The 24,818-nt window shown below is 67.0% G+C and carries 24 protein-coding genes and 1 pseudogene; 16 read left to right on the forward strand and 9 right to left on the reverse strand.

Features of this window, described 5'->3' with window-relative positions:
* Window positions 1–16 precede the first annotated feature (16 nt).
* From QIS96_RS28220 to QIS96_RS28250, 7 genes are all read left to right on the forward strand, one after another.
* Window positions 17–994 carry a hypothetical protein gene (locus tag QIS96_RS28220; RefSeq protein WP_282545601.1) on the forward strand — a complete coding sequence of 326 codons (978 nt, stop codon included), beginning with the start codon at window positions 17–19 and terminating at the stop codon, window positions 992–994.
* The gene (locus QIS96_RS28225) at window positions 994–2,193 is read left to right on the forward strand and encodes a hypothetical protein (protein WP_282545602.1); all 1,200 of its coding nucleotides are present in this window, start codon (window positions 994–996) and stop codon (window positions 2,191–2,193) included. The genes QIS96_RS28220 and QIS96_RS28225 overlap by 1 nt, the downstream gene beginning before the upstream one ends.
* A gap of 54 nt (window positions 2,194–2,247) precedes the next feature.
* The gene (locus QIS96_RS28230) at window positions 2,248–3,849 is read left to right on the forward strand and encodes a hypothetical protein (protein ID WP_282545603.1); all 1,602 of its coding nucleotides are present in this window, start codon (window positions 2,248–2,250) and stop codon (window positions 3,847–3,849) included.
* A gap of 333 nt (window positions 3,850–4,182) precedes the next feature.
* Entirely contained in the window at window positions 4,183–4,593 is a 411-nt protein-coding gene (locus tag QIS96_RS28235; protein WP_282545604.1) for a hypothetical protein, read from the forward strand.
* 74 nt (window positions 4,594–4,667) lie between these two features.
* Complete coding sequence (locus QIS96_RS28240; RefSeq protein ID WP_282545605.1) at window positions 4,668–4,988, forward strand: hypothetical protein; 321 nt, start codon at window positions 4,668–4,670, stop codon at window positions 4,986–4,988.
* 332 nt (window positions 4,989–5,320) lie between these two features.
* Window positions 5,321–6,157, forward strand: coding sequence for a hypothetical protein (locus QIS96_RS28245; RefSeq protein ID WP_282545606.1), 837 nt, complete (start codon window positions 5,321–5,323; stop codon window positions 6,155–6,157).
* A 700-nt stretch (window positions 6,158–6,857) separates the two neighbouring features.
* Window positions 6,858–7,910, forward strand: coding sequence for a hypothetical protein (locus tag QIS96_RS28250; protein ID WP_282545607.1), 1,053 nt, complete (start codon window positions 6,858–6,860; stop codon window positions 7,908–7,910).
* Between the two features lie 228 nt (window positions 7,911–8,138).
* Here the strand turns inward: QIS96_RS28250 and QIS96_RS28255 are convergent, their stop codons facing one another.
* Window positions 8,139–9,764, reverse strand: a complete 1,626-nt coding sequence (locus QIS96_RS28255) for a hypothetical protein (RefSeq protein WP_282545608.1) — start codon at window positions 9,762–9,764, stop codon at window positions 8,139–8,141.
* 806 nt (window positions 9,765–10,570) lie between these two features.
* On the opposite strand from QIS96_RS28255, the gene QIS96_RS28260 reads away from it, so the two are divergent.
* Together QIS96_RS28260 and QIS96_RS28265 are read left to right on the forward strand one after the other, a co-directional pair.
* On the forward strand, window positions 10,571–11,623 hold the full coding sequence (locus QIS96_RS28260) for a S1 family peptidase (protein ID WP_282545609.1): 1,053 nt from the start codon (window positions 10,571–10,573) through the stop codon (window positions 11,621–11,623).
* 171 nt (window positions 11,624–11,794) lie between these two features.
* Window positions 11,795–12,721: a hypothetical protein gene (locus QIS96_RS28265; RefSeq protein WP_282545610.1), complete on the forward strand. Its 927-nt coding sequence runs from the start codon at window positions 11,795–11,797 to the stop codon at window positions 12,719–12,721.
* Between the two features lie 65 nt (window positions 12,722–12,786).
* On the opposite strand, the gene QIS96_RS28270 is transcribed toward QIS96_RS28265, so the two are convergent.
* From QIS96_RS28270 to QIS96_RS28290, 5 genes are all read right to left on the reverse strand, one after another.
* Window positions 12,787–13,779 carry a hypothetical protein gene (locus QIS96_RS28270; RefSeq protein WP_282545611.1) on the reverse strand — a complete coding sequence of 331 codons (993 nt, stop codon included), beginning with the start codon at window positions 13,777–13,779 and terminating at the stop codon, window positions 12,787–12,789.
* Window positions 13,780–13,919: 140 nt separating this feature from the next.
* Window positions 13,920–14,720: a P-loop NTPase family protein gene (locus QIS96_RS28275; RefSeq protein WP_282545612.1), complete on the reverse strand. Its 801-nt coding sequence runs from the start codon at window positions 14,718–14,720 to the stop codon at window positions 13,920–13,922.
* An 18-nt stretch (window positions 14,721–14,738) separates the two neighbouring features.
* Window positions 14,739–15,740, reverse strand: a complete 1,002-nt coding sequence (locus QIS96_RS28280; protein WP_282545613.1) for a hypothetical protein — start codon at window positions 15,738–15,740, stop codon at window positions 14,739–14,741.
* On the reverse strand, window positions 15,737–16,027 hold the full coding sequence (locus QIS96_RS28285) for a helix-turn-helix domain-containing protein (protein WP_282545614.1): 291 nt from the start codon (window positions 16,025–16,027) through the stop codon (window positions 15,737–15,739). Before QIS96_RS28285 ends, QIS96_RS28280 begins: the two co-directional genes overlap by 4 nt.
* An 80-nt stretch (window positions 16,028–16,107) precedes the next feature.
* A complete protein-coding gene (locus QIS96_RS28290; protein WP_282545615.1) occupies window positions 16,108–16,686 on the reverse strand; it encodes a hypothetical protein in 579 nt (192 codons plus the stop codon).
* Between the two features lie 464 nt (window positions 16,687–17,150).
* Between QIS96_RS28290 and QIS96_RS28295 the strand changes: the two genes are divergently transcribed.
* From QIS96_RS28295 to QIS96_RS28310, 4 genes and pseudogenes are all read left to right on the forward strand, one after another.
* Complete coding sequence (locus QIS96_RS28295) at window positions 17,151–17,792, forward strand: ParB N-terminal domain-containing protein (protein ID WP_282545616.1); 642 nt, start codon at window positions 17,151–17,153, stop codon at window positions 17,790–17,792.
* Between the two features lie 11 nt (window positions 17,793–17,803).
* Window positions 17,804–18,448: a hypothetical protein gene (locus tag QIS96_RS28300; protein WP_282545617.1), complete on the forward strand. Its 645-nt coding sequence runs from the start codon at window positions 17,804–17,806 to the stop codon at window positions 18,446–18,448.
* A 78-nt stretch (window positions 18,449–18,526) separates the two neighbouring features.
* Window positions 18,527–19,570, forward strand: a complete 1,044-nt coding sequence (locus QIS96_RS28305; RefSeq protein WP_282545618.1) for a peptidoglycan-binding protein — start codon at window positions 18,527–18,529, stop codon at window positions 19,568–19,570.
* 63 nt (window positions 19,571–19,633) lie between these two features.
* A pseudogene (locus tag QIS96_RS28310) lies at window positions 19,634–20,068 on the forward strand (single-stranded DNA-binding protein); the annotation flags it as partial.
* 62 nt (window positions 20,069–20,130) lie between these two features.
* On the opposite strand, the gene QIS96_RS28315 reads toward QIS96_RS28310, so the two are convergent.
* Genes QIS96_RS28315 through QIS96_RS28325 form a run of 3 tightly spaced genes read right to left on the reverse strand, consistent with a single transcriptional unit; the run spans window position 20,131 to window position 22,835 of the window.
* Window positions 20,131–21,753, reverse strand: coding sequence for a hypothetical protein (locus QIS96_RS28315; RefSeq protein ID WP_282545619.1), 1,623 nt, complete (start codon window positions 21,751–21,753; stop codon window positions 20,131–20,133).
* 40 nt (window positions 21,754–21,793) lie between these two features.
* Window positions 21,794–22,183 (reverse strand): hypothetical protein, encoded by a 390-nt coding sequence (locus QIS96_RS28320; RefSeq protein ID WP_282545620.1) that lies wholly within the window; start codon window positions 22,181–22,183, stop codon window positions 21,794–21,796.
* Window positions 22,167–22,835: an RNA polymerase sigma factor gene (locus QIS96_RS28325; RefSeq protein ID WP_282545621.1), complete on the reverse strand. Its 669-nt coding sequence runs from the start codon at window positions 22,833–22,835 to the stop codon at window positions 22,167–22,169. Before QIS96_RS28325 ends, QIS96_RS28320 begins: the two co-directional genes overlap by 17 nt.
* Window positions 22,836–23,075: 240 nt before the next feature.
* Here QIS96_RS28325 and QIS96_RS28330 point away from each other — a divergent pair, with 240 nt between their 5' ends.
* The 3 genes from QIS96_RS28330 to QIS96_RS28340 form a co-directional block, all read left to right on the forward strand.
* Window positions 23,076–23,318 carry a hypothetical protein gene (locus QIS96_RS28330; protein ID WP_282545622.1) on the forward strand — a complete coding sequence of 81 codons (243 nt, stop codon included), beginning with the start codon at window positions 23,076–23,078 and terminating at the stop codon, window positions 23,316–23,318.
* 260 nt (window positions 23,319–23,578) lie between these two features.
* Window positions 23,579–23,764, forward strand: a complete 186-nt coding sequence (locus QIS96_RS28335; RefSeq protein ID WP_282545623.1) for a DNA-binding protein — start codon at window positions 23,579–23,581, stop codon at window positions 23,762–23,764.
* Between the two features lie 154 nt (window positions 23,765–23,918).
* A partial coding sequence (locus QIS96_RS28340) for a tyrosine-type recombinase/integrase (protein WP_282545624.1) occupies window positions 23,919–24,818 on the forward strand: 900 nt, incomplete at its 3' end.

Consider the following 24,818-nt stretch of genomic DNA (forward strand, 5'->3'; position numbering starts at 1 on the left):
AATCAGCGGAGGAAACATGGCGTGGGACTCGGTTCCGTGGTTCACGGAGGGCGGTGCGGAGCACAGTAGCGAAGTAGCGAGGCTGTTGGCGTACGCCGCGTTCGGCGGCGCCGAGGGCGTGGTCGGGTCTGCGGACCTCCAGGTGAAGGCGCTCGGCACTCCCGCGGCCGCCGTGCAGGTCCGCACCGGCGCCTGCGCCATCATCAACCGGGCCCAGGGCGGCGCGTACCAGGCGTACGCCGCGCGGCTGCCCGTCGCCGACCAGGTGCCGATCGCCGCGACCGGCGTATCCGCCCGCTCAGACCTGATCGTCGCGCGCATCGAGAACCCCTACTCATATGGCGAGACGTGGCCCAACCCGTCCGACCCGAAGGTGGGTCCGTACGTCTACACCCGCGTGATCAGCGGCGTCCCGAAGACGACGACGAACGTGCGGCAGGTGCGCGGCTCGGATTCCGCCATTGCGCTGGCCCGCATCGATATCCCGGCGAACACCACCAGCGTCACCCAGGCCATGATCAAGGACCTGCGCACCATGGTGGCGCCCCGACGCGACAGGCGGCTCTACACTGCATTCCCCTCCACCCTGTCGACGCTGACGTACTCCGACAACAAATGGCACAACTGGCCTGGTGAGCCCGCGAAGTGGGACATCGACGTCCCGGAATGGGCGACGCGCCTGAAGATCGTGACCACCATCGCGGGCCTGCGCATGACGAAGTCCAACATCTACGCCTCCATGCAGAACGTCTTCGGGACGATCCACGGGCAGAACACGGTGATCGACGACAACACCGGCACGCCGACCCGGCGCCAGACGGTGGTCATCGCCGACAACATGAACATCTCCAGCTCGCTGCGCGGCACCACCCAACGCCTCTACCTTCAGACGTACATGAGCAAGATCGAGTCCGGTGACCTCTCGGTGGACGGCTCCACTTCGATCGTCGCCGACCTGGAGTTCGTTGAGGCCCCGGACGAGGAAGAGATCTGATGCCGTCCGGGTGGAGGTTCATCGCTCAGCGCGCACTGCCCGAGCAGATCCTGGACTGGGAAGTCCCGTTCGCACTCAACAGCAACCCCAAGCGCGACCTCAGCGGCCCCGGCGCGATGGCCGGCACTATCGAGCCCGAGTACGCGCGGATGCTCGGCCCGGACAAGAAGCCGATCCTGCAAGAGTGGGACACCAAGCTCTACTTGGAGATTGACGGGGTCATACGGTGGGGCGGCGTAGTCACGAAGACGGCGTACGACGGGCCCACGGCAACCGTGAGTTGCGAAGGCTTCTCCTGCTACCCGCAGGGCATCCCGTTCGAGGACTACATGATCTCCGGCGCACTCATCACCCCGAAAGACCCCTATGCCGGAAAGGACAAGAACCATGACGGCTGGGTCGACGGCAAGAAGGGCAAGCAACGAGTCCCAGACCCGCCCAAGCCCTATGGCGGCCCCCGGATCGACGTCTACGACGCGTTCCGCAAGATCTGGGCCCACGTCCAGGGCAAGCCATACGGCAACATCGGCCTGAAGATCGACACCCACAAGCTCGGCGAACTCCTCGGCACCAAGGACGGCAAGGACCCCTGGGAACTCGCCTGGTGGGACAACCCTGACTGCGGCCAGACCCTCGACACCCTGACGAACACCACCCCGTTCGACTGGATCGAGACGCACGCCTGGTCCGGGTCCGGCAACACCATCGAGCACCGGCTCCGCCTCGGCACCCCGCGGCTCGGGAGGAAGAGGACCGACCTCCGGTTTGCCGACGGGGAGAACCTGGTCGCCATCGCCAAGCCCGAGGGGATGGGCGATGACTACGCGAACGAAGTCGTCGTCCTCGGCAAGGGCGAGGGCCGCAAGATGGCACGCTCCCAGGTCCACCGCTACGACGGCCGGCTGCGTCGTGTCGCGACGGTCACCGACAAGACGCTCTCCTCCGCCAAGGCCCTGAGCACGCGCGGGCAGCAGGAACTTGCCGGCCGTACGCAGGCCCTGCAGATCCCAGCCATCCAGATCATCGACCACCCCAACGCCCGGCTCGGTGCGTGGCAACTCGGCGACGACATACGCGTCCAAGTGCACGTGCCCTGGGTCGGCGACGTCGACGTATGGCACCGGATCGTCTCCGACGAGATCAGCGCGGACGGCACCGTGGTCCTCACCCTGAAGCGCTCCGACTCCTTCCACTACTGAGCGCCGGGAGCAGCGCGCGACGCAAGGCGCCGCGGAACCGCAGAATCCCGCGCCATGGTCAACTTCCTGGACACTCAAGCGGACGCCCGGCGCTTCGCTGCCCTCCTGGACGAGTACGACCGCCGCCTCAAGGCTCTCGAACGGTCCACGCAGGCCGCCCATACCTCCATAGAGGGCGGCGCCATGGACATCTACGACGCCGACGGGAACCTCAAGGGCAGCGTCGGGGTGCAGCCCGACGGCGGCGTCGCGCTCGTCCCGATCGACACGGCACCCCCGCCGACGCCCATGCCGCCGACCATCGAGCCGAAACTGGCCGGGCTCGTGATCGGCTGGGACGGCACTTGGGACGACTCGTACACCACGCCCACGGACTTCTCGCTCATACAGGTCCACGTCGGGTTTGTTGAGGACTTCAGCCCCGACGTGACCACGCTCACCGGCACGATCACCGCGGTGCTCGGCGGCACCGTCACCGTGGGAATCGAGGGCTACGCCCCGGTGTGGGTACGCCTTGTCGCACAGAACACCGCCTCCATCCTCGGTCCGCCGTCGGCCGCCGCTCAGGGCACCCCCCGGCAGGCCGTCCCGAAGGATCTGATCGACGGGATCATCGACGAGACCAAGCTGGCGGCGGACGCTGTCACCGAGGCGAAGATCGCACTCGGCGCGGTCAACACCACCGCCCTCGCCGACGGCGCCATCACGACCCCGAAGATCCTCGCCGGGGCGATCACTACAGAGAAACTGACGGCGCTGGCCGTCACCGCCGAGAAGATCGCCTCACTGGCCATCACGACGGACAAACTCTCCGCCTTGTCGATCACAGCGGACAAGCTCGCAGTGAACTCCGTGACCGCATCGAAAATCGCGGCAGGAAGCATCGACGCCACCCACATCAAGGCCGGGGCCATCACTGCCGAACTGCTCGACGCCGATGCCATCAACGGCAAGGTGATCACCGGCGCCACTGTTCAGACCGCCGCCACGGGGGCTCGGGTCATCCTCGACAGCGCACGGCTCCGCGCCGTCGGATCAAACGGCGCCACGATCAGCATGGACCCCAACGCCATGTACCCGTACATCGGCCTGACTTCGCCCGACGGCACGAACAGAGCGGTCATCAACGTCACCGGAGGAACTACCGACGCCAACATCGGCATCAACTCGGGTGCGTTTACCGATCCTGACGGCACGAACTACCGGTGGCGGACCTTTTTCGGCAACGACTTCTTCACCTCCGAACGCGTCGTCGCATCCTCCGGGCAGCCGGTGGGCAGCCGCCTCTTCATGTCCAAAGACACAGCATCCCTAGGCTCTGGGCCGGGCGGCGGCACCGTGTCACTGGGAACGGGGACAGCCACAGTGGCCGCCACCGCCATCCGAGCAGCGGGCGTACTGCGGGCGGACAACATCAGCATGGGCACCGCAACCATCGTCCCCGTCCCGAACCAGCCCACGTCGGTCACCCTGACCGGCGGCTCGATCAAGGGCACCCATTTCCGCGCCTTCGTCACCCCCATCACCTCCGTGCCAGGACAGCGGGTACTCGGCGTGGGTGCCACCGCAGTGTCATCAGCAGGTCTGACGATCTGGGTCTACCGCACCAACGACACCCCCACCAACGTGGACTGGATGATCGTGGGAGAAGACTGATGAGCAACGACGAACCGACCTCCGTCTACCTGACAGCGACGTGCCGGACTCCTGGATGCCCCGTGGAAAACCAGCCGTTCACAGCACAGTTCTACGCAAACGCCGAGCCCCCCACCTACCGCTGCATCTGCCTTCCGTGCGGCCAACACCTCACCGACCTGGCACCCGTGGCTGCCCCCATCGACCCCGCAGGGACCGTCTGAACTGCCCGCCCCGCCACAGCACAAGACGCAAAGGCACCGGTCAACGCACCCTCGGGATCGCGGGGAGCCGTGGGCTGTTCCTGAGCCCCGACTCCCGCGCACCTATGACCGTTCGACCGAGGGAGCGCCAGTGGATGGGCTCGTCTCCCTGGCACCCGTACTTGCACCCCTCTTCGGGATGCTCGGCGTACTGGGCGGCGCGTGGCTGGTGTATCGGCAGAACAAGCGCAAGTACGACAGCGACGCCCAGGTGACCGCGGTCAAGACCGTGACCGACGGATTCACCAGCCTCCTGGAGCAGCAGCGAGCGGCCGCAACCCAGACCCTGGAGAGGATGGCATCGCTCGAAGCGAAGTACAGCGACCTCGAGCGCCGCGTCGAGCACCTTCAGGAAGAGCAACGACAGTGGCGCCGCTGGAAAGTCGCCGCGATCGAGTACATCTACGACCTGCGCGGCCTGGTCCACGGTGCACTACACCGTCCTGCACCCGATCCGCCCGAGGAGATCGCCGCCGACATCGAGCAGCGCGACGTCGCGTAGCGCAGCACACGACACAAGCCCGCCGGCCTCTGCACGCTCTGCCCTCCGCATAACCCACGGAAGGTCGGAGACCTATGTCGACTCTCGACTCCATCACCACCGGCGCCCAGGTCGGCGCCGTCCTCCCGCTCCTCACCGCGATCGTGCAGCGCCCGGCCTGGTCGGCGGAGGTGAAGAAGGTGGTTGCCGTCGTCCTCGCCCTGGTCGCGGGCGTCGCCACCGTCGCCGCGTCGGGCGGCTGGGAGCAGTTCCAGCACGGCACGCTCACCCTCGCCACACTGACCGCCGTTCTCGCGGCGTCGCAGGCGACGTACGACCTGATCTGGAAGCCGAGCAAGGTGGCCCCGGCGATTGAGTCGGTGACCAGCCCCAAGGGCTTGGAACAGGCCGGATAGCGACGCGGGCGGCAACCCGCCGGCACCCCGGCGGGTATCATCCGCACGAAGGTGGCCGCCTCGCCGCCGAACTCACTGCGTTGAGGGCTGCCGCTGGTATCTCGGTTCTTTGGGGTTTCCCTTTCGACCGGGGTCGTACTGGCGGACCAACAGCCCGAGACCACTGCGCGCGTACTGAGTGCCCAGGGCCGGAGAGCGGTTGCTCCTGCGACGACCCGGCACACGGAGTGGGTTCGGTTGCGAGGCGGCCATCGCCTACTACGCATCTGCCGCCGAGCGCGGCACACCGCGGCTTGAGAGCAGCGAGCCGCCGGACCAGGAGGAACCGCGGGATGGTCGACGCGCAGCCACCTGCCGAGAAGGTCACGGCAGAGGTCAAGCGCCTGACGGAGATGTCGCATCAGGCGTTCTTCGCGGCGTGGACGACGTTCGTGCAGGGCGGCACCGACGAACGCCGGGTGCCGGGCGAGGTGCAGGCGGTGGCGTTCCGCTCCCCGGAGCTGGCCAGCCGTACGCTCGCTGCGGCCGACCGTGCCGCCCGCGAATTCAAGCAGGTCGTCGAGCGTCGAGAAGGCGAGTCCAAGAAGACCTATCAGGCCCGGATCGGCGCCTTCCGTCAGCAGCTCCAAGAGTCCCGGCAACCTGTTGTGGCCGCAGTCGAGGAGCTGGCTGCGGATGAGGCCGAGTACCTGGCCCAGCTCGACGACGGGGCGTTCGCCGAGGAGTGGACTCAGTTCGTCCGGGCCGTGGCTGGGGCAGCGCGCTCCGGCCGTGATGCCGTCCAGGGGCTGGCGTTCCGCTCACCGGAGGTCGCCGCGCGTACCCAAGCCCTGACCCTGCGCATGATGCGCGAACCGGCGCAGTTCCTGCCGGCCTCCGAGGGCGAGTCCCGCAAGGAGCACGCGGCACGGCTCTCCCAGCTCCGGTCCCGGCTGGAGGCGGAACTCCGGTTTCTCCAATACACGCTGAACTACTCGGTGGCGCGGTGGGGCCGGATGCCGAGCGCGCCGAACTACCGTCTCCAGGCCATGCGCCTGCTCGCCGAGAAATACCCCGAGGAGTTTTCGCGGTTGCGCAAGGCGGTGGCGGAGGACGCGGGGAAGGCGCGCGAGGAGGCGCGCCGGGAGCGGCGCGCGGAGCGCCAGTCCAAGGCGCGCTCGACGAGCTGACGCCGCCACCACACCGTGGGCGCGCCCGAATCGGGCGCGCCCTTCTTCGTGCGCGGGGGGGTGCCTGCACCACGATGGCGCGCCGGGCGCCGTGCGCACGGCTCCCTCCCTGGTGGCGCGCCGGGTCGGGCGCGCTTGACGTCGCTCAGGCGGACGCGCCTCGCAAATGTGCAGGTCAACGGGTGGCGCGCCACCTCGTAGCGCGTGTTCGGAGGCGCGGGGCGCGCCTGCTGGATGGCGCGCCACCGACGTGCCGGCGCGTCTTGCGGGCGCGCCTGGCGGGCACAGGCGCGCCAACTGTCGGCGCGCGCATACAGAGGCGCGCTCCGCAGCGATGGCGCGTGGCGCGCCCGGAGTGGCGCGGACGGCGCGTCCCACATCTGTCCGGCGCGCGCCGCGGTGGTGGAGGCGCATTCCTCGAACACTGCGAAGGCGCGCCTTCGGGAGTTGACGTGACGCGGCGGGCGCGCCCTGCACCAGAGGAGTTCCTCGACTACCCGCGTAGTCGGACGCGTTGAGCATGAGGTCTCGGCTTCGGCGCGCAGCGCTGCGATCGAGAGGGGTTCGGGCACCAAGGCTCCTTACGTGAGGCCAAGGGGAACCAGACCTCGACGATGCGGGGTCTGACGTAATCGAGTCCGATCGCGAGGGAGCATGCCGAATCCGCGGTTGGCCGGCTCACTGAATGAAGAGGGGCGAGATGACACGAGTCGAGTGGGGCGCGATTGCGCTCCTCGCGTGGGCGGTGTCGCTGCAGTTACTGCTCATGACGGCATCCGCGCAGCGACGCGGCAAGAAGACGCATCTGGAGTCGCTTCTGTGGAAGCGGGCTTGCGCCGGTGCAGAGCGTCGGCGCACGAAGCTGGAAGAGGACGTGCGGGAGAGCGATTTGGCCACACCGCTAGCTCCCGAAACGCTCAACTACTTACAGCGCGAGGACGTGCTGTTTCAAGCGTCTGGCGAGGCGCTCACCGTCAAGATGATCACTACCACGTTCCTCGCGCTGCATGCCGGCGGTGCTGCAGTGGCCGTGTGGCTGGATGGCGATGGCGACTGGCGGGAGCCATCGATGTTCTCGAGCATCCTTATCCCGCTCGGAATAACCGTATGGCTGAACATCCTGGCGATGGGGCCCGGCATGCGACGTTGGACCACAGACACCCTCACCTCGACGGGACGACGGTCGTATGAAGCGTTGCTCAAGCCCTTTGAAACCTCCGGTCCAGAGCCGCTCGGTGATGCCCCATTTCACGCGCGTCACATTCCGGCGGTTCGAGCCTTGGAGGACTTCGCACGCGCCTTGGAGAGGTACGCCGTGGAGCGGGCCCTTCCTGATGGAAGTAGCCCCATGCCTCAGGTCGTAGCCCGGTATACAGCCGCAGCGGCGCACGTCCGTGATCTCCGGGACGGTGTCGAGCTTGATCGGGTGGATGGCCGTAAGCGGGCACTCCTCGAAGTAGAGCGCCTGCTGAAGGTGCTTGCGGGCCCACGCCTGCTTGACCTAGCCCCCAGCGTTGCTGATGCCGACAGCATGCTCACCAGGCACCATGCGCGCCGAGCCTGGCGGCGGCAGACCCTTGTGCTGGTGGTCTTCACTCTGGGACTGGCTTCTGTCGTCGGCGCACTAGCCGTATCGGAATCGGCCATCGGAGCCGCTGTAGCTGCCGTTGCCGCCACGTTCCTGGTGGCGTCCTGGGCCAAGTACTTTGGCCTGCCCACCGGGAACGACGGTGGGCAGGAACGCCCCGGCTGATCGCGGATTCAGGAGTCGGCTCCGGGCCGAGGACGGCGACCCATTCGCCGAGTGCGCTGCCGATAGTCGAGGAGCCGAGGAACGCGCCAGTGATGGGGAATGAGATCAACTACTCCACGTCGAGGGCTCGCGGCGTCCGACCCGGCTGGATGGCCTCGTCGCTGGCGTCGAGGTACAGCTTGTTCCGCGTGGATCGGGCGCGCCTGGGGCGCGTCGCCTCACGTCACCTCATCCGCTGGTGACGAGGTCGGTGTAGAGCGGGGCGAACATGTCGGCGATCTTCAGCTCCGGTTTGCCAGCAAGGCGGTAGGCGTTGGCGAGGTCTCGCTCGCCGCGCTCCTCCAGGAGGCCGATCACCAGGGGGCGGTTCTCCAAGACGTGCGTCCGCAGCTTCGTCATCGGCGGCGGAGTGTCCTCGGTGTCCGGCTCGGTGATCTGCTCCAAGTGCTCCCGCATCGACATGCCGATGATGCGGGCCTGGATCTCTGCCTCGGTGAGCAGCACCGACATGACCCTGTTGACCCTCTTCGCCTGGGCGGTACGGGGCCAGGGCAGGTCCTGCGGCTCCTCGGCTTCGCTCACGTCCTCGGGCCGGTCGGTCACGGGTGACTCGGCGTGCGGGTCCGGGGGCGGCGGAGTCCTCTCCTCCTCCGGCTCGGGATCGGCTCTGTCCGAGGGAGCATGCCCGGCCTCGTCGCCCGTTCGCTCGCCCGGCGTCTGCTCATCGCCGGACGACTCGCTGCCGCCCTCGCCCGCCGGCGCCTCCTCAGCCTTCGCCTTGAGGTGGTCGAGTGACTTGGTGATCAGCTCGTCGGCGCTCATCGCGCCCAAGCGAGTCTTCGTATTCACGGACTGGAGGGTGCGGCGGCCGTGCTCCTCCCGCAGCTCGCGCAAGGCGTTCTCCGGGTCTGTGGGGTGCATGAGGGCGTCGCGGATCATCTTGGCGGCCTGCTCGCCGTCCAAGTGCCGTGCCCGTCGGGCAGCGGACTGGCGCGGGGCGGGCTGCTGTTGCGGCTGACTCTGCTCTTGCAGGTCGGCGTCGGGGCGCAGTTCGTACGAGGAGCGGGACTCGGCAGCATCCTGCAGACCGAGGCGGCGCAGGAGCGTGTCCACGGAGAAGTCGTGGAACCGCTGGCTCTCGCCGGGCTGGACCTCCATGTGCAAGCTGCGTACCCCGGTGAGCCAGGCTTCGCCGATGGCGTGGAGGTCCACGATGGCGTCGACGGCCGCGGGCAAGTTCTTCTCTGCCTTCACCTTCCGCATGCTGTTCCGGGTCGGCTTGTCGTTCTCGAACGCGGTGACGATCTCGGTTCGGGCGAGCAGCAGGCACGGGCCCTGGTGGCGGCGCAGGAGCCAAAGGACCTCGCCCCAGCGGTCCTTGGCCCGGTTCCACAGGTCGGAGTCGATGACGACCGGGTCGTCGAGGGTGGGCACGCGCGAGCGGTTGCGCTGCGCCTTGCGGATGGCGCGGTTGCGCGCGTGCACGGCGATCTCGTCGCTGAGCATGTCCCACAGGGAGGTCATGGAGTCGATGACCAGCATGTTCGACTTACCTTCGACACGGGGCTGGTGGTTCACCCAGCGGATCGCGTCGAGGATGTCCTGGTACGAGCCTTCGTGCTGCACGATCTCGTAGTCGGCGTTGGGCACACGGCCGTAGTAGTCGGCGGTCCCCTCGGTGCCGCCGATCTCGATCCAGTACGTCGTGCCGATGAGGTCGGAGCCGGAGCCGCGGGCGGCTTCAAAGCTCTTTCCGGTCTTCTCGGGGCCGGTGAGCAGGATGATCGGCGGGTTCGGTTTGCCGGTGGGCTTCCGGCTCTTGCGGGTGCGCTGGGGCACGGTGATTCCAGCCACGGAACGGGGCCTTTCGCTTCGGGTCTTCCGGGTTGCTCTCCCGGATGCTGCGGCGTACAGGGCCCTTATTTCGCGCTGCGACGTCCGCTGTACTATTTTAGCGTTTCGGGGTCGAGATTCCAATAGCGTGCAGCAACTCCGACACCGGTCGCCAAGGTTTCGCGCGTCACCGGCGATCCCCTCGAAATCCCCCTCTAACACCTCCCTCCGCTCCCATACCGCACCCTCGCACTCCGCCCAGGCGGTCGCCGATCGCGAAGGACGCTTGAGGCCCACGACCTGGCGGCGCTCCAGGCGCGTACACCTAGTGACCTGAGTCGGAGATTTATCGACGGTTGGGTGTGAGTCGTCCTGGACCGAAGATCCCGCAGTTGTCCGTGATCGATGCCCAACTATCGACAAACCTCCGACTCACGTCACTAGAACTTGACACGCTGTTAGCTGAGTTGGCAGCCCACGACATCACCCAGTGATCCCCTTACGGCACCGCGGGACCACCTCGACAGGCGGCCAACGTGACGAGCTTTGCCCGCAGGAGCGCGTAGCCCACACTGCTTTCCAGCAGCTCCCCGCGCCTGGCCAACACGTGCCGGCGGATCCTTGCGTGAGCGATCAGCTTCCGCAGCCCTGACCACCATCCTGCGCAGCGGACCAACCACGCGTGCCCTCAGGGGAGTTGTAGCCGTGCGTTCACCTGAAAGTCACAACTTTTCGCGATCCTCCTTCCTGCGCGCCTCTCATCGAACGCGCCCACCATCCACACACAGGGGGAACGGATGCGAAGACGTCGAAGACACTCCGTGGGCATGGCCGTCGCGACATACGGCCTGCTTGCGGCGTTCATGGCACCCAGCGCTCATGCTGATACCGCCCCCCTCACCGAGCCCCACCAGGCGGCCGCGCTGGCGGCCAAGCTCGGCGACGATCGCACCGGCGGCATCTACCTCAAAGACGGCCGCCCGGTTGTCGCAGTCACAGACCAGGCCACCGGAGCATCAGTTCGGGAGGCCGGCGGGACAGCACAGGTTGTGGCCCACAGCACGGCTGAACTCAACTCCATTCACGCTGAGTTAGATCGGCTGGGAGGAATTCCCAACACTGCCTGGGGCGTAGATCCGAGCACGAACCAGGTGTCTGTTGAGATCTACGACGGGGTATCCGATGCAGATCAGGCCCGGATCGCAAAAGTAGCCGGTTCCCATCGTGACGCGGTACGCATCGAAAAGATTTCGGGCAAGCCAGAGAAGACCGCCTACGACATGCGCGGTGGCATTGGCATCTCATCGGGCGGGAGGCACTGCAGTGCTGGGTTCAATGTCCAAAACGACGCAGGGAAGAAGTTCCTGATCAGCGCCGGTCACTGCATGGTCGGCGGCTACTACGACTGGTACCGACGGAGCGGCGGCATCTACCTCGGAACTCAGATCAGCTTCGACTACGGCGGCGGGGACTACGCTGTTATCGAATACCGCAACAGCGACGTTACGCCCTACGGAACCATCCAGTACAAGGACGGCACGTCGGGGCAGATCACGACCTCCCGCTACGCATATGACGGCGAGTCCGTGAAACGCGTAGGGGGCTTTAGCCAGGACCTCGTCGGGATGGTGCTCGAACCGAGCATGACCATTACCTACGATGACGGGGAAACGCTCCATAACATGATCAAGACGAGTAACTGTGATGTCTTCGGCGACAGTGGGGGATCCCTCTTCACCGGGAGCACCGCATTGGGCATCACCTCCGGCGGCAACTACGCCGACCAGCCTTGCGGCGACTCAGATGACCAAGCTGATCGTGCGACCTGGTATCACCCGGTTCAGTCGGTGCTCTCCAAGCACAGCCTCCAGGTCTACTGAACCCTGCCCAGGAGCGAGGTAATCACCGCATGTCCGGTCGCGCTACGACGAGAGCCAGCGTGGCCGGACATGGCAAGAGATGGAGACCCCTGAGCTCGACGGAACCCGATCCCTGGCCGGTACGTCTAAACAGGGACGTCGGTCTCCGCTTGTGACTGTCTTGGGAGACGTATGCGCATCAACTCAACGCGCACGATCAATCTGCTCGTTGCACTAACCCTGCTCCCCGTCGGCATCGGCGCCCTCGCTGGTTGCGGCAGCGAGAAGGCCGACGGCAGGAGCGCTGAGGCCAGCACCGCTACTCCCGCGCCGCCGTCGAAGGCTCGCGCGCGCCAGGTGGCCAAGGCCTGGGACGGCTCCCCGGCCGCCGAGGTGTGGCACAAGGGCTATTACCCGATGGGAGAGGCGGTCCAACTGCCAGAGCAGGGCTTGCGGAGCGAAGCTGACAAACGCGCCTACGAGACTCAAAATTTCGTCCTGCGCGGTGAGCTCGCGGCCGCACCCCACGAGAACGGGCAGGTGAGGTGGAAGAACGGATCCTCGCTCACGCTGCCGTTGGTGGCAGCGCAAGAGGCGTACAACGCCCTTGACCGCGCCAGCGTCGACGGACCGCATCTCACAGTGACCGGCGCGAAGCTGGGCCAGATGACCCTGGTCACCAGCCGTGGCCCCGCGAGTGTTCCGGCCTGGCTGTTCACCGTGGACGGCTACGACAGCCCGCTCAAGCGGGTAGCCCTCAACCCATCCAGGCTTCCCAAGCCGCCCATCAGTTCGGCCCGTGAGACGTCCAGTGGTGAGCTGGCACCGCTCGACCGCCTGGTTGAGGTAGCCAAGGATGGCCGCTCAGTTACCGTTGTGGCTACCCACAGTTCCTGTGACGACGGCCCCGCCGTAGAAGCTCTGGAGACAGGGGGCAGCGTGGTGTTGTCCTCATCAGTCCGTGGTGAGAACAACGGGGCCTGTACTTCTGAGCTGCGCGGCCAGGAGGTGACCGTGAAATTGGACCAGCCGATCGGAGAACGCATCCTCTTGGACGCTTTCACTGGTCGGCCGGTGCCATACGGTCAACCGAACGGTCCGTCGCCGAGCTGGAGCTGAATCACCGGCAGTAGGCAGTACTTCGATGCTGCCTACTGCGCGGCCTACTGTCACGCAAGGCGACGTCAGGATGTCGGAGCCGCCCCGTTTTCGGCTACAAGACCGCCCATGTCCACGCCATCGCCACGCTCCGCCTGCTTCTCTGCCTGGTAACGCCCGTCAAAGCGTGGACCGACGTTCTTCCGCCCGTTCTGGGGACTCTGTCCCAGACGGCGGCCGAGCTGGGTCGGGTTCAGGTCCCCACGCGTGCCGAAGCGGTGCTCCTCACCTGCCTCCCTGGCCGCCTTGTAGATGGAGTACAGCTCCTCTTCGGAGAGCACGGTCACCGGCTCGATCTCCGGTGTGGACTCCGGCTCTTGCTCTTCCGGCTTCGGCTCCTCGTACTTCGACACGGGCGCGGGTTCTTCGACCAATTCCTCAGCATGCTCCGGGCTCTTGGCCTTCAGCACAGGGGCCTTCGCCGCAGGGCGCAGCGGTGCCGGCCTGCGGGGAGCGGACAGCGGTCCCGCTGAGTCAAGCAGTGCTCCTGTCCCGTCCTCATCAACCCAGTCCGATCCGGCTCCGCGCGCCCTGACGAATCCGCTGATGTGCAGCCCGAAACTCCCGCCGAGCGGGACCATCGCGGCGACCGCGCCCCCGACCATGTACACGGAGACCTGGTTGTCCGCCATGACCGTCGGAGCTCCGCCCGTGCTGAACCACTCGCTGAGCGCGACCACAGCGTGGCCCACGTTCGCGGCGATCGAGATGCACAGCAGAAATCCGAAGATGAGCCAGAGCGACCAGTAGTAGCCGCCTTCCCGGCCGTCTGCACCGCGTCGGCGAATTGAGGTGACCGCCCCGGCGTTGAACGCAAGGAGCAGTTCGAGGGCAATGGCCATCGCGCCGGCAGCGACGCCGGGGAAACCGATGAGCGTTCCGGCCCAGTGGAGTTGGTAGAGAGAGGCGAGCATCATCCCGAAGCCGGCGGCCGCAGCTCCGATGCGAAGGTTGCGGTGCCAATCTCTCAGCTCCCGCTCACCCTGGGTGATGGCACGTACGGTAGACAACTTCGGCAAGACACGTCCCTTTCATTCGGGTCTTCCCGAGGGACCTATGCTCGTCGGTCCTCGGGATGCCCAAACGATATAGCGTCCGCGTCTGCCCCGCTGCCCTTGATTACCGTGCGCTCGCCATCTCCTTTGCCATGGAAGGGAGTTCACCAGTCGAGCGGCTTTCGCGGAGCGCGCCGATCCGGTCCGACGATCTTCGCCAGGTAGGCCCGGTCCTCGATGCGTGAGAGGAGCCGTTCGCCGAGGACGGCCGTGATGCCGTCCCGCTTGAGGTTCGTCGAGTACACGGTGGGGCGGCCGGACGCGAGGCGAGAGCCGACCAGGTCGGTCGTCTCCCTGCGCACGAACTCCGTCTGCATGCCGTCCATCTCGCCACACAGCTCGTCGAGGATCAGCAAGTCCGGGTCCTCTACGTGCCGCCTGCGGATCTCGAAACGGCTCAGCCCGTCAGGGCCGCCGTCCGGGCGGCGCCAGGTGAGGTACGTGGAGTGCTGCACGAACCGCACCAAGAGGCCCCGGTTCGCGGCCTCGTTGCCGAGCGCAGCGACCGCAGTGGTCTTCCCCGAGCCGATGTTCCCGGACGCGATGAAGTTCATGGTGCTGGGGCGCGCCTTCCTCCTCTTGGCTTCGACGATCGAGTCGAGCCACGCCCCGAGGGCCTGGGGCCGCTGGTAGTCGTCGAGGTCAGCGAAGCGCCACTTCAGGTAGTCGTCGTGGTCGGCGGCTTTCATGCTGTTCTTCCAGGCGAGGGCACGGGCGTTGGCCTGTGGCACGGACACGTCTTCCCACAGGTCGAGTTCGCCGTCCTCGTTCGTCGGCGAGGGAATGCCGAGCTGCGAGAGGTCGGCTCCGCCCCTGCGCAGGGTGGCCAGCAGGCGGTCGGTGACCTCCAAGAGCCGCTTGGGCTCTCGCTCAGGGATGAAGCGCTCGGCTGCCATCGTGCTCACCGCTCGTTCTCCTTGTCGTCAGGCAGGGACGATGCCGAACTCGGCGCATTCGTCATGGTCTTCAGGGCTGCTCTGGTCCGGCGGCTGGTCGTTCACGCCCCAGGTCGCGGCGTCGTTGTAGGGGGCGGGGCGGCCCCCGTACTGGGCGGGCATCGGCCGGTTGTTCCGTTCGTCGCTCAGCGCGCGCTGGAACTGGTGCGCCGTCGGGAAGTGGACGCCGGTGCGCTGGAACGCCTTGGCCACCTGTTTCTGCGTGTACTGCGCGTCCACCGCCTGCTGGCTGAGCTTGATGAGACCGAAGTACCAACCGGATCTCTTGCTGCCCGCATACGGGCCGAGGTGTTCCTTGGCGTGCTCGTAGTACCAGGTCGCGACTTCCTGGGCGGGCGTCTTCTGCGGCGCCGCCTTCTCCTCGTCGCCGGACGACTGCTGGGTGTCCGCGTCGCTGTGCGTCGCCTGGTCGCGCTTCTTCTTCGCGGCGGAGCGGGCGGCGGCCGGCGGGGTGGCGCGCGGCCTCTTCCTCAGCTTCGGCTGCGGGTCGGTATCGGCGGCTGCCTTCTCGTCCGGTGCAGCTGTACCGGGGGCTTCGTCGGGCGCGAAGCCGTCGGGGCCGAGGGTGCCGTCGGCGTAGCGGACGCGGAAGCTGCCGTCCTCCTGCTCGATGACGGGGATGTCCAGCTTCTTGCCGAAGGTGACGTAGTCCTGCGCCCACTGCTCGTTGGGGTATTCGCTGATCGCTGCACCCATGGCGGTCTTGCCGTCGAGAAAGCGACGCTTCTCGAGCCGGTAGTAGCCGTGCGCGGCCAGTTCGTGGAGCGCCTTGCGTACGGCGTCGCGCCCTTCGCGTCCCTCGCCACGGGCGAGCTGTTCGGAGCGGACGTTCCAACTGTCGGACTGGTCAAGGCAGTACGTCAGTACGCCGAGGGCGCGGAAGCTGAGCCGGGCGTCTCGGGCGGTCTTGGACTCGACCTGCACGTAGTGGTGGCGGCGGTTGCGGCGCACCGCGTTGCGGTCGGTCACGCGGCTGTCTCGATCGTCGTCTCCGGAAGCAGCCGGAAGTGGGTGTGCCACGTCTTGCGGCCTTGGGAGCCCATCTCGTACACGCGCCGGGATTCGACCATGCCCGCTTTCCGCAACTCGGAGAGGGGTTCGCGGGCCTGGTGGTTGGTCAGGCTGCACGCGTCCGCCGCGCCCTGGACGGTGACCCACCCCCGGCTGGACAGGACGAGGTAGCAGTACAGGCGGAACGCACGGTCGGAGATGCCCCCGGAGAGTGCCGGGGCAATGTCAACGGTTCTGCTGGACAAGGCGGTAGTCCTTTGGGAGAGAGCCCGGCCGCCGCGCAGAGGGCGGCCGGGCCGTCGTTCGACGGTGCGCTGGGCTACCGCTACTCGGGTTTGCGGTCGGCAGCGGCGGGGAGCATGGGCACACCGCGCAGCAGACTGTCGAGCTCTCCCTTGTGGAACGCGTCAAGGACGGCTTCCTTGCCGCCGTCCTTCCAGTGCAGCGACACGGAGCCGGTGGGCCTGCCGCCGGGGGTGCGGGTGATACCGGGGATCACTTCGCCCGTGGACTTGTCGACGATGGCGCCGGTGGCCTTGTCTTGCTTTGCGAGCTTGAGCATCTTGTCGCGGAACGCGGGCCGGGCCTGGATGATCACCTCGACCTCGTCGCGGCTCTCGGCGAAGGCAGTGAACGCCTCCTCGTCTTCGACGACGTACTTGTCCTTGGAGACCGCCACCGTGTGACTGGCGACAGGAACACCGTTGACCTTGGCGTCGATGGACTTGGTGCTGCTCTCGGGGGCGTCGTAGGCGGCGAGGAGCGGACCCTTCACAGCGGCGATCTTCTCGTCGATCGCGGGAACGACCTGGTCCTTGAACAGCTTGGCGAACACCGAGAGGAGCGCGGCATCACCCAGGGACAGGACGGGCTCCGGCGTCTGGTCGACGTCGTCGTACGACATGCGGGGAATCCTTTCTCACCCAGGGCGTAGCCCAGGGCTTTTCGGGTCAGTCCTGGGCGGGGTGCAGAGGGCGTCGCCTGTAAGTACGTCGATCGGCGAAATCTGTGACACCTAGGCCCAGGTGGCTGGGTTGCTCTCCCAGCCACAGCAAATAGTACAGCAGGCGTCGTTCCGTGTGTGCGCTCGCATCTGAACTCGCAGACCGGAGCGGGATATTGCCCTGCGCCGCGACACAACCCAGTCGCGCCCCCTACCTTCCGCGTGGCTCTCCCCCCCTGGTGACGTCGCCAGAGGCGGGCGGGCCCCGGTGCGCCCCATCCGGAACGAGGGTGCCACCGGTCCGGCGGCGGGAGCGGCCCGGCCATGACGGCATGCCCCGCTTGCGAGGCGGGGCGCCGCGGTTGAAGTCCGCGGGCTCGCAGGCCACCCCGCCGCCGGCATCCCCAACCGCCGGAAGGACTGCCGTGACCGAGACCGTGCCCGCACCCCGATACACCACCTACGTCCCCCTGACCGACCTCTCCCCCGCGCCCGGAAATCCGAAGAAGCACCAGGTCGAGCGGATCATCGAGAGCATCGGCACGCACGGCTTTGTCGACCAGCCCATCGCCGACGAGCGCACCGGCACCATCCTTGGCGGACACGGCCGCCGCGAAGCCCTGATTGAGATGCAAACTCGCGGCGAACGCCTGCCCGCCGGGCTGCTCCTGGACAACGACGGCGGATGGCTCGTACCTGTCCAGCGTGGGTGGGCCTCCCGCTCAGACGCAGAAGCCAAGGCCCTGAACATCAAGCTCAACAAGATTGGCTCAGACGGAGGTTGGCGGCCGCGCGATTTCGCCGCCTACCTCGAAGACATCGTCACAGCCGACGCTGCCCTGTACGACTCCCTCGCCATCGCCGACCAGGAGCTGGAGACCCTACTGCGGCAGGTCGACCCCGAGACGTTGCCTGGCGCCATCAACGAGGACCAGCCCCCCGTCCTGCATCTGACTGACGACAGCAGCGACAGCCTGGGCGGTGACGGGCTCAGTCCGGACGACGAGGGACGCGCACGGCTAGCCACCTGCCCGGCCTGCGGCCACGCGTTCACGCCTGGGCGCTGAGGAGCCGGGCAATGTCCAACCGCCGCAAGCCGCGCCGCCCTGACGTCGGAGGGCGCCCCACTCTGCTCTCCGAGGCGGTCGAGGGCAGGATCGTTGCCGCGTGCCGGACCGGCATCGCAGTCGAGCTCGCCGTCGAGGCGGCCGGCGTCTCAAGCTCGACCTACCGACGGTGGATGGCGCGCGGCCGCGCCGAGATCGCCGCGCGGGAGGAAGGGCAAGCTCCGGACAAGGAAGAGGACCCGTACGTCGCCTTGTTCGAGAAGGTGCGCACGGCCCGTGCAATGGCCGCAGCCCGTGCGGTGGCCAACATCAGGAGGGTTGCCGACGGCGGGATCGTCACGAAGACCACGACGCGGAAGTTCCGGGACCCGGAGACCGGTCAGATCGTCGAGGAGGTCACCGAGGACCGTACGGCGCCGGACTGGCGTGCCGACGCGTGGTACTTGGAACGTCAGCACCGCCACCACTACGGCAAGGACGCCGCTCTCGCTGTCGAAATCACCGGCCTGGACAGCGGCGAAGCCACTCAGGAGGAACGCGTCGACCTCACGGCTCTCGCTGAGAGGCTGAACAAGACGTTGTTCGCGGTGCAGTACCCCGACCCGCCGGAGCTGGAAGGCGGCAGCGTCGTGGACGCAGAGGTGATCGACGGCTGATCGGCAGCGCGCGACACTACCTGGGCGAGACCTGCACGGTGCTCCCTCCCTGACCACAGTCACCGGAGGGCACACCACATGCAGATCATCTCCCGCGCCAAGTGGGGCGCGAAGCCCTGGAACGGCACCCCGGCAAGCATCTCCCTGTCGCGCCGCACCGAGTTCTTCGTCCATTACGACGGCGGCACCCCGATCACCCGAACCGGCTACGCGATCATGCGCGCCATCGAGGCCGAGCACCGCGGCCAGGGCTGGGCGGGCATCGGCTACAACTTCGTCGTCGACCAGGCCGGGAACGTGTACGAGGGCCGCGGCTGGAACCTCCAGGGTGCCCACTGCCCGAACCACAACGTGTCCGGCATCGGCGTGCAGATCGCCGTTGGCGGCAGCCAGGAGCCAAGCGCGAAGGCCCTCGCGGCGTGCCGCGCCCTGTACGAGGAGGCGTGCAAGAAGACCGGCCGCACCCTGGCCAAGCGCGGCCACAAGGACGGCTTCGCCACGGCCTGCCCCGGCACCAAGCTGTATGCCTGGGTGAAGGCGGGCATGCCGGCCGGGAACTACAAGCCCGCTCCGGACCCCGGCGGCTCCACCGGCTCCGGCTCGTCCGTCGCCCGCTACCAAGTCACCATCAGCGGACTCAAGTACGGGTACGGCACCAAGGGCACGCACGTGACCAAGGTCGGCGAGGCCCTGGTCAAGCGCGGCTTCGGCAAGCACTACACCTCCGGGCCCGGCCCGACGTGGACGGATGCCGACACCGAGAACTACAGCGACTTCCAGAAGTCGCTGGGCTACAGCGGCAAGGCCGCAGACGGCGTGCCGGGCGCGGAATCCCTGAAGAAGCTGCTCGGCTCCCTGCCCGGCAATGTCACCGCCAAGCCCACGCCGCCGTTCCCCGGCTCCTCCTACTTCGGTCCGGGCAAGAACAACTCGCACATCACGCTGCTCGGCAAGCAGCTCGTGACGAAGGGCTTCGGCAAGCACTACACGTCCGGGCCAGGACCGAGGTGGACGGACTCGGACCGCAAGAACGTCGCCGACTTCCAGCGCTCCCGCAAGGAGCTGCGCGGCGACCCGGACGGCATCCCCGGCTCGCTCACCTGGCGCCTGCTGTTCTCCTGACCCGCCCCGCCGGTCGGCCCACCCCACAGCGGGCCGACCGCCAACTCGAAAGGCCCCGCTCCTGTGGCAGGCGAGACCGTCATCACTCTGATCGGCAATCTGGTCGACGACCCCGAACTCCGCTTCACGCCCTCCGGCGCCGCGGTCGCGAAGTTCCGCATCGCCTCAACCTCACGCACCTTTGACCGGCAGACCAACGAGTGGAAGGACGGCGAGAGCCTGTTTCTGACCTGCGCAGTGTGGCGGCAGGCAGCGGAGAACGCCGCGGAATCCCTGGCCCGAGGCACCCGCGTCATCGTGCAAGGCCGCCTGAAGCAGCGCTCCTACGAAGACCGTGAAGGCATCAAGCGCACCGTGTACGAACTCGATGTCGAGGACGTCGCAGTGAGCCTGAAGAACGCGACTGCCAAGGTCACCAAGACCGGCGGGCAGCGCGCTGCCTCCGCCGCTCCCGCTGGGCGTCCGGTGGCCGATGACCAGTGGGCGAGTGAACCGCCCTTCTGATCCGGCCCGCAGAACGCGAACGCGCCGCGCAGGAAGTGTCTGCGCGGCGCGTCGTGTTACGCGGCCGGGGTGATCCAGGCTTCTGGAAGCACCCGCAACTCCCTGCCACGGTCGTCCTCATGGTCGGCGTTCGGTGCATGCTCGTCCACAGGGGGCAGCTCCCCGGCCGCGTCGCCACCGTCGTCGGTGGGCTGCGTCTCGGCGGGGTCCGGGTCCTGTGGCGGTGCCGGCGTCTCGGTGACCGGCGGGGCCGGGTCGACCAGTGCCGGGTGAGCAGGGGCTGTCGGCTGCTCCGGCTCGCTCGGCTTCGCTGGCTCCGTAGGCGGCTGCTCAGGCGTCGGCTCCACGACCGACGTCGGCTCGGGTTCCGTGGGCTTCTCCGCCACCGGTTCCTCGGGCTTCTCCTCGGCGACCGGTTCCTTCGGCTTCTCGGTTTCCGTCGGCTGCGGTTCAGATCCCGTTGCAGGCCCTGTCGACTGCTCGGCGGTGCCGCCTGCCGACGCCGAACCGGACGACTCCACAGGGTCGGTGACCGGCACAACGCCGCCACCGGTGTGCGCGCTCTGGTCCGGGTCGGCTACCACCGCAGGCGGCTCAATGCCTGCGGCGAGCGCCACAATGTCGTCGGCCCCCGGCTCCAACTGAGGGGCGTCATCGCCGTTCACGCCGAGTACGGCCTGAGCCGCCATCAGCACCGGTGCATCCACCGGAAAGCTCTGCGGCGAGAACAAGATCGTGTGCACGTCCTCCTCGTCGAGCCCCAGAGTGCCCAGCGTGAGAGCCGCCAAGCGGGGCGGCAGGGGCTCGGCAGCCCCCATAGTGTGCATCAAGCCCACAGCCGTGGCCTTGCTCTGCCAGGTCTCCAGCAGTCCCAAGTACTCCTTCAGCCGGGACTTGTCGGTACCCCACAGGACATAGCGGCCCGAGCGGACCAAGTTCGGATACAGCTCCCGCGAACCGTCCTGCTTGGTCCACGTCCTGGCGTAGTCAGCAGTCCCGAAGATACGCAGGCCAAGGCGCTCAGAGCCGTAACTGAACGTGAAGATCGTCGAGTCCGGGCCCGTCGCGGCCTTAGTCGCCATCACCATCCCGTCGGAGTCCGTGCACTCCGCTTCCAGGTTGTCGATGGGACTGCAATCGATCTTCCCCGCATCGGAGAAGTCCATGAACTCGCGGGCCGTGAATGGCTCCGGCCCCAAGTTCCGGTTGTCGCTGGCCGCCTGGTCGTCGGATGCGATACTCGGGACGGTGTCCGGGGCGCTCGCCGTCGAGGCAGACCCATCACTCGTGAAGTGGCCCAGGGCCCACGTCCCGGCGAACGCCGGTATCAGCGCGGCGGCAACGGCCCACCTCTTCGCACGACCACGGGGGTGGACGGACGCGGGAGGCTCGACTGGGGGCGGCGGAATGTCGACGGGCGGGGCGGGCTCGATGGGCCCCAGCAGCTCGTCGAAGTCCTTGAACTCGGTGCAGTGCTCGCGCACCAGGCGCTCAACCTGCTCCAGGGGCAGGTCCGGCATGGCGGAGCTGACCTGCCGCACGGCGGAGCCGAAGGACTGCGGGCTCAGGAACAGGTGCCGCTGACCGTCGATGGTGACCACGCCCACATCGGTGAGCGGCACATCGTTGTCGTCGGGTTCGAGGACGTGGATCTGGATGGGCGGCGTGGAGGAGGTCATGCCTGCCCCTCGAGGCTCAAGCTCTCAGGTATGGCACTGCTCAACTCAGCCGGTCCTTCTGCTCGCTGCTCTGCAGGATGCGCGCGATACGGTCGGCGGTCCTCTCGACCCGCTCGGGGGTGATGGCCTCGATGTCGGTGAGAACAAGGTGGCCACCGCCGGGCAGCTCGACTTCCTCGCGGTGGATCTCCGGCTCGTCCAAGCCGTCGCCTGTCCCTGCGTCTTCGCGAGCTTCCTGCGGGTTCTGCGCACGCTCGTACTCGCGCAGCATCGCTTCCTTGGCCGCGCGCACCCGCGCAGGGCTGCGCCGGGTGTCGGGCCGCAGCGTGCCCGCAGCGGCGAGCATCTGACGGGTCTCCTCGTCGTGAGGGATGGGCCCGCCGTCCAGCGCCCGCTCCAGGCGCTCGCTCTGGTCAGCGCGTCGCGACATGCGCCCTCACCTCTCGTGAATCAACCCGTGTACCGAAAACTCTCTTACTGCCCACTGCCGCCGTCAGCAGCTCCTCGATCAACTGAGAAGACGACTCCCCAGCCGGCATGACCGCGGCGAGCTTGCGCAGCGACCTCACGGTCAGAGTACGCACAGCACCGACCGTCTTCCCCATGATCTCCGCGGTACGCCCAGGGCTCTCCCCGTCGAAGAACCGCAGGATCAGGACCTGCTGCTGTTCAGGCCGCAGCTTATGTAGGTGGGCTGCGACAGCTTCGGCCAGGGCTCGCCGCTCGGCATACTCCTCCGGGCCGTGGCCGATGCGTGGACGGTCGAGTTCGAGGTGATCGGCGTACAACACCTCGGAGGGACGACGCTGCACCGACCGCAGGTAGTCGAGCGCGGTGTTCTTCGTGATCGTCCGCAGCCAGCCATGGAAGTTCGTGCCAGGCCGGTACTTGCTGATGTTCTGGGCGAGCTTCAACCAGACTTCCTGGCTCAGGTCCTCCGCAACGTGCGCGTCGCGGACGTAGAAGCGAACCCAGTTGTAGACCGTGTCGGTGAGTTCGTCGTACAACGCCGCGATGGCATCGGCCCCGTCTGGCCCGCCCGTTGCGGCGCGTGCGACCAGGGCTTCCACAATGTCTGTCACGGCGTGCTGTCCCCCAAGAGCCGGTGCTGCGCTGATCTTGCAACGCCACCCGGAGGGCGATCTCCACTGCTTCCCCACACAAGGGCCACGTTCCGAGGCGGCGTTGAGGCAGGATAACCGGCCATTTACGAAATCGGTCGAACGGGATAGCGAAACCTCGCGCTACCCCCCGTGGTATACGGTCACTACTCGCCGGGAGAGCAACCCGGCACCACGACCCGAACCGAAAGGTGAACGGCCATGCCCCCGCCCCTGAGCACTACCGACCGCGCGCTGATGCAACTCCCCTACGAGCAGTGGCTCTCGCTCAGCGCCGCCGCACAGCACGCCGGGATCGACGAGAACGCCGCCACCAGCCTCGCGCGCACCGGCCGCCGCCGCGGTGTGCTGCGCTCCCGCGGCAAGGGCACCGCCCAGCAGGTCATGCGCATCCACCCCGGCCCGCGTCGCCCGAGCCGCCGCACCATGGGGTCCCGGCAGTAGAGGCCGCGCATTCGCACGGTTCCACTCACGGACCGTTGCTAGCCATCGGCGCGAAGGTTTCCGCTACCAACCCGGCCAACACCCCTACTTGCTCCGCCGTCGCCTCAGAGCGCGTTCATCATTCGACGACGGCGTGGAGCTCTCCGAGGGTGTAACAGATTTCTCTGATCCACGTACGTATCGGTGCCGGACTGAACGCAACCGGCCCCGTCCGGCCGGAACGGTCCGCCGGGGACACCTACGAGTGGACAAGGACGACCATGCCTCGCGGTGGTTCCAACGTATTGCTGAGTTTCGAGACGATTGCCGAGCGAATGGAACTCACAAAGCGCACCGTCCTCGACAACTACAGGACTTGGGATATCCCCGTCGTGCGCGTCAGCGATCGCATCCTTCGCGTGCGAGAGCGCGATTTCGAGGCGTGGCTCGACGCGCGAACCGAGTGAATTCCGGTCACTGGCACTGGAGTTATTGCCGCCACATCGAGGGCCCATCACCGACAGTTCGACAGCTTGACCAGCCATGGGCACGTCTACGTAGAGTCCAACTCCCCTGGCCAGGGAGCCACCTGAGAACCGACAAGAAAACGAGAGGCGTCCCGTGGCACGCAAACCCACCGTCTACAAGAGATGCGACTGCCCCGACCAGAACAGGCCCAAGAAGGGCGGGTGCAGCCACAGTTGGTCCTACAACCGCACGAACGACGAGGGCAAGCGCACGCGAGCCACGATTCCAGAGTCAGTCGGCCTAACCCAGGCCCAGGCGCAGGCAGTTCTCGACGGCATGACTCCAGGCGTGGCCCCGGAGCCCATCGAAACGAACCTCACGTTCAGGCAGTGGTCGGCTGACTGGCTCAGCAGACGCCGCGCGAAAGAGGTCAGTGTCGGGACCTACGAGGTGGCTATCCGCATCCACCTCAACCCCCGCTGGGGAAACCAACGCCTTCGAACCATCAAGAAGGCCCAAGTCGAAGCCTGGGTCCAGGAGATGGAGGCCAACAAGCGCATAGCCAACTCGACTGCGGACGGCCACTGGAAAGTCTTCAAGATGGTCATCAAGGATGCGCTTCAGAACGGGAAGATCACCGCCAACCCGACGTACGAGGTTGACGGGCCCTACGTAGGCGAGTCACCGTCATACGTCTTCAGCCCGGATGAGTGTTGGGCGATCTACGACGCGTTTCCAGAGCAGTACCGCCCCATCCCCATGCTCGGCTTCGCCTGTGGCGTCCGGCAAGCAGAAGCGTTCGCCGTATGCGACGACGTCATCGACACGGACAAAGGACTGCTTACCGTTCGTCGACAAGTACTCAGGAGCAAGGAGACTCACTACAAGCCCACCCTGGTGGACCGCCTCAAGACGAGCCCTTACCTCAACACGAAGGACGTACCGATGCCTCCGTACCTTCTGGAGGCCCTGAAGGAGAACAGGCGGCGCCATCCGCCACAGGCCACGCAGAGTGTCTTGTGGGAGCACAAGAAGGGGATCGACGACTGTAAG

It is taken from the genome of Streptomyces cavernicola (genome assembly GCF_029968035.1).
Taxonomy (GTDB): Bacteria; Actinomycetota; Actinomycetes; order Streptomycetales; family Streptomycetaceae; genus Streptomyces; species Streptomyces cavernicola.

Coding starts and splice junctions, on each gene's coding strand:
- QIS96_RS28230 (WP_282545603.1), top strand. CDS start 2,248: ATGGTCAACTTCCTGGACACTCAAGCGGACGCCCGGCGCTTCGCTGCC.
- QIS96_RS28220 (WP_282545601.1), top strand. CDS start 17: ATGGCGTGGGACTCGGTTCCGTGGTTCACGGAGGGCGGTGCGGAGCAC.
- QIS96_RS28225 (WP_282545602.1), top strand. CDS start 994: ATGCCGTCCGGGTGGAGGTTCATCGCTCAGCGCGCACTGCCCGAGCAG.
- QIS96_RS28265 (WP_282545610.1), top strand. CDS start 11,795: ATGCGCATCAACTCAACGCGCACGATCAATCTGCTCGTTGCACTAACC.
- QIS96_RS28335 (WP_282545623.1), top strand. CDS start 23,579: ATGCCTCGCGGTGGTTCCAACGTATTGCTGAGTTTCGAGACGATTGCC.
- QIS96_RS28250 (WP_282545607.1), top strand. CDS start 6,858: ATGACACGAGTCGAGTGGGGCGCGATTGCGCTCCTCGCGTGGGCGGTG.
- QIS96_RS28330 (WP_282545622.1), top strand. CDS start 23,076: ATGCCCCCGCCCCTGAGCACTACCGACCGCGCGCTGATGCAACTCCCC.
- QIS96_RS28240 (WP_282545605.1), top strand. CDS start 4,668: ATGTCGACTCTCGACTCCATCACCACCGGCGCCCAGGTCGGCGCCGTC.
- QIS96_RS28305 (WP_282545618.1), top strand. CDS start 18,527: ATGCAGATCATCTCCCGCGCCAAGTGGGGCGCGAAGCCCTGGAACGGC.
- QIS96_RS28320 (WP_282545620.1), bottom strand. CDS start 22,183: ATGTCGCGACGCGCTGACCAGAGCGAGCGCCTGGAGCGGGCGCTGGAC.
- QIS96_RS28315 (WP_282545619.1), bottom strand. CDS start 21,753: ATGACCTCCTCCACGCCGCCCATCCAGATCCACGTCCTCGAACCCGAC.
- QIS96_RS28260 (WP_282545609.1), top strand. CDS start 10,571: ATGGCCGTCGCGACATACGGCCTGCTTGCGGCGTTCATGGCACCCAGC.
- QIS96_RS28290 (WP_282545615.1), bottom strand. CDS start 16,686: ATGTCGTACGACGACGTCGACCAGACGCCGGAGCCCGTCCTGTCCCTG.
- QIS96_RS28300 (WP_282545617.1), top strand. CDS start 17,804: ATGTCCAACCGCCGCAAGCCGCGCCGCCCTGACGTCGGAGGGCGCCCC.
- QIS96_RS28245 (WP_282545606.1), top strand. CDS start 5,321: ATGGTCGACGCGCAGCCACCTGCCGAGAAGGTCACGGCAGAGGTCAAG.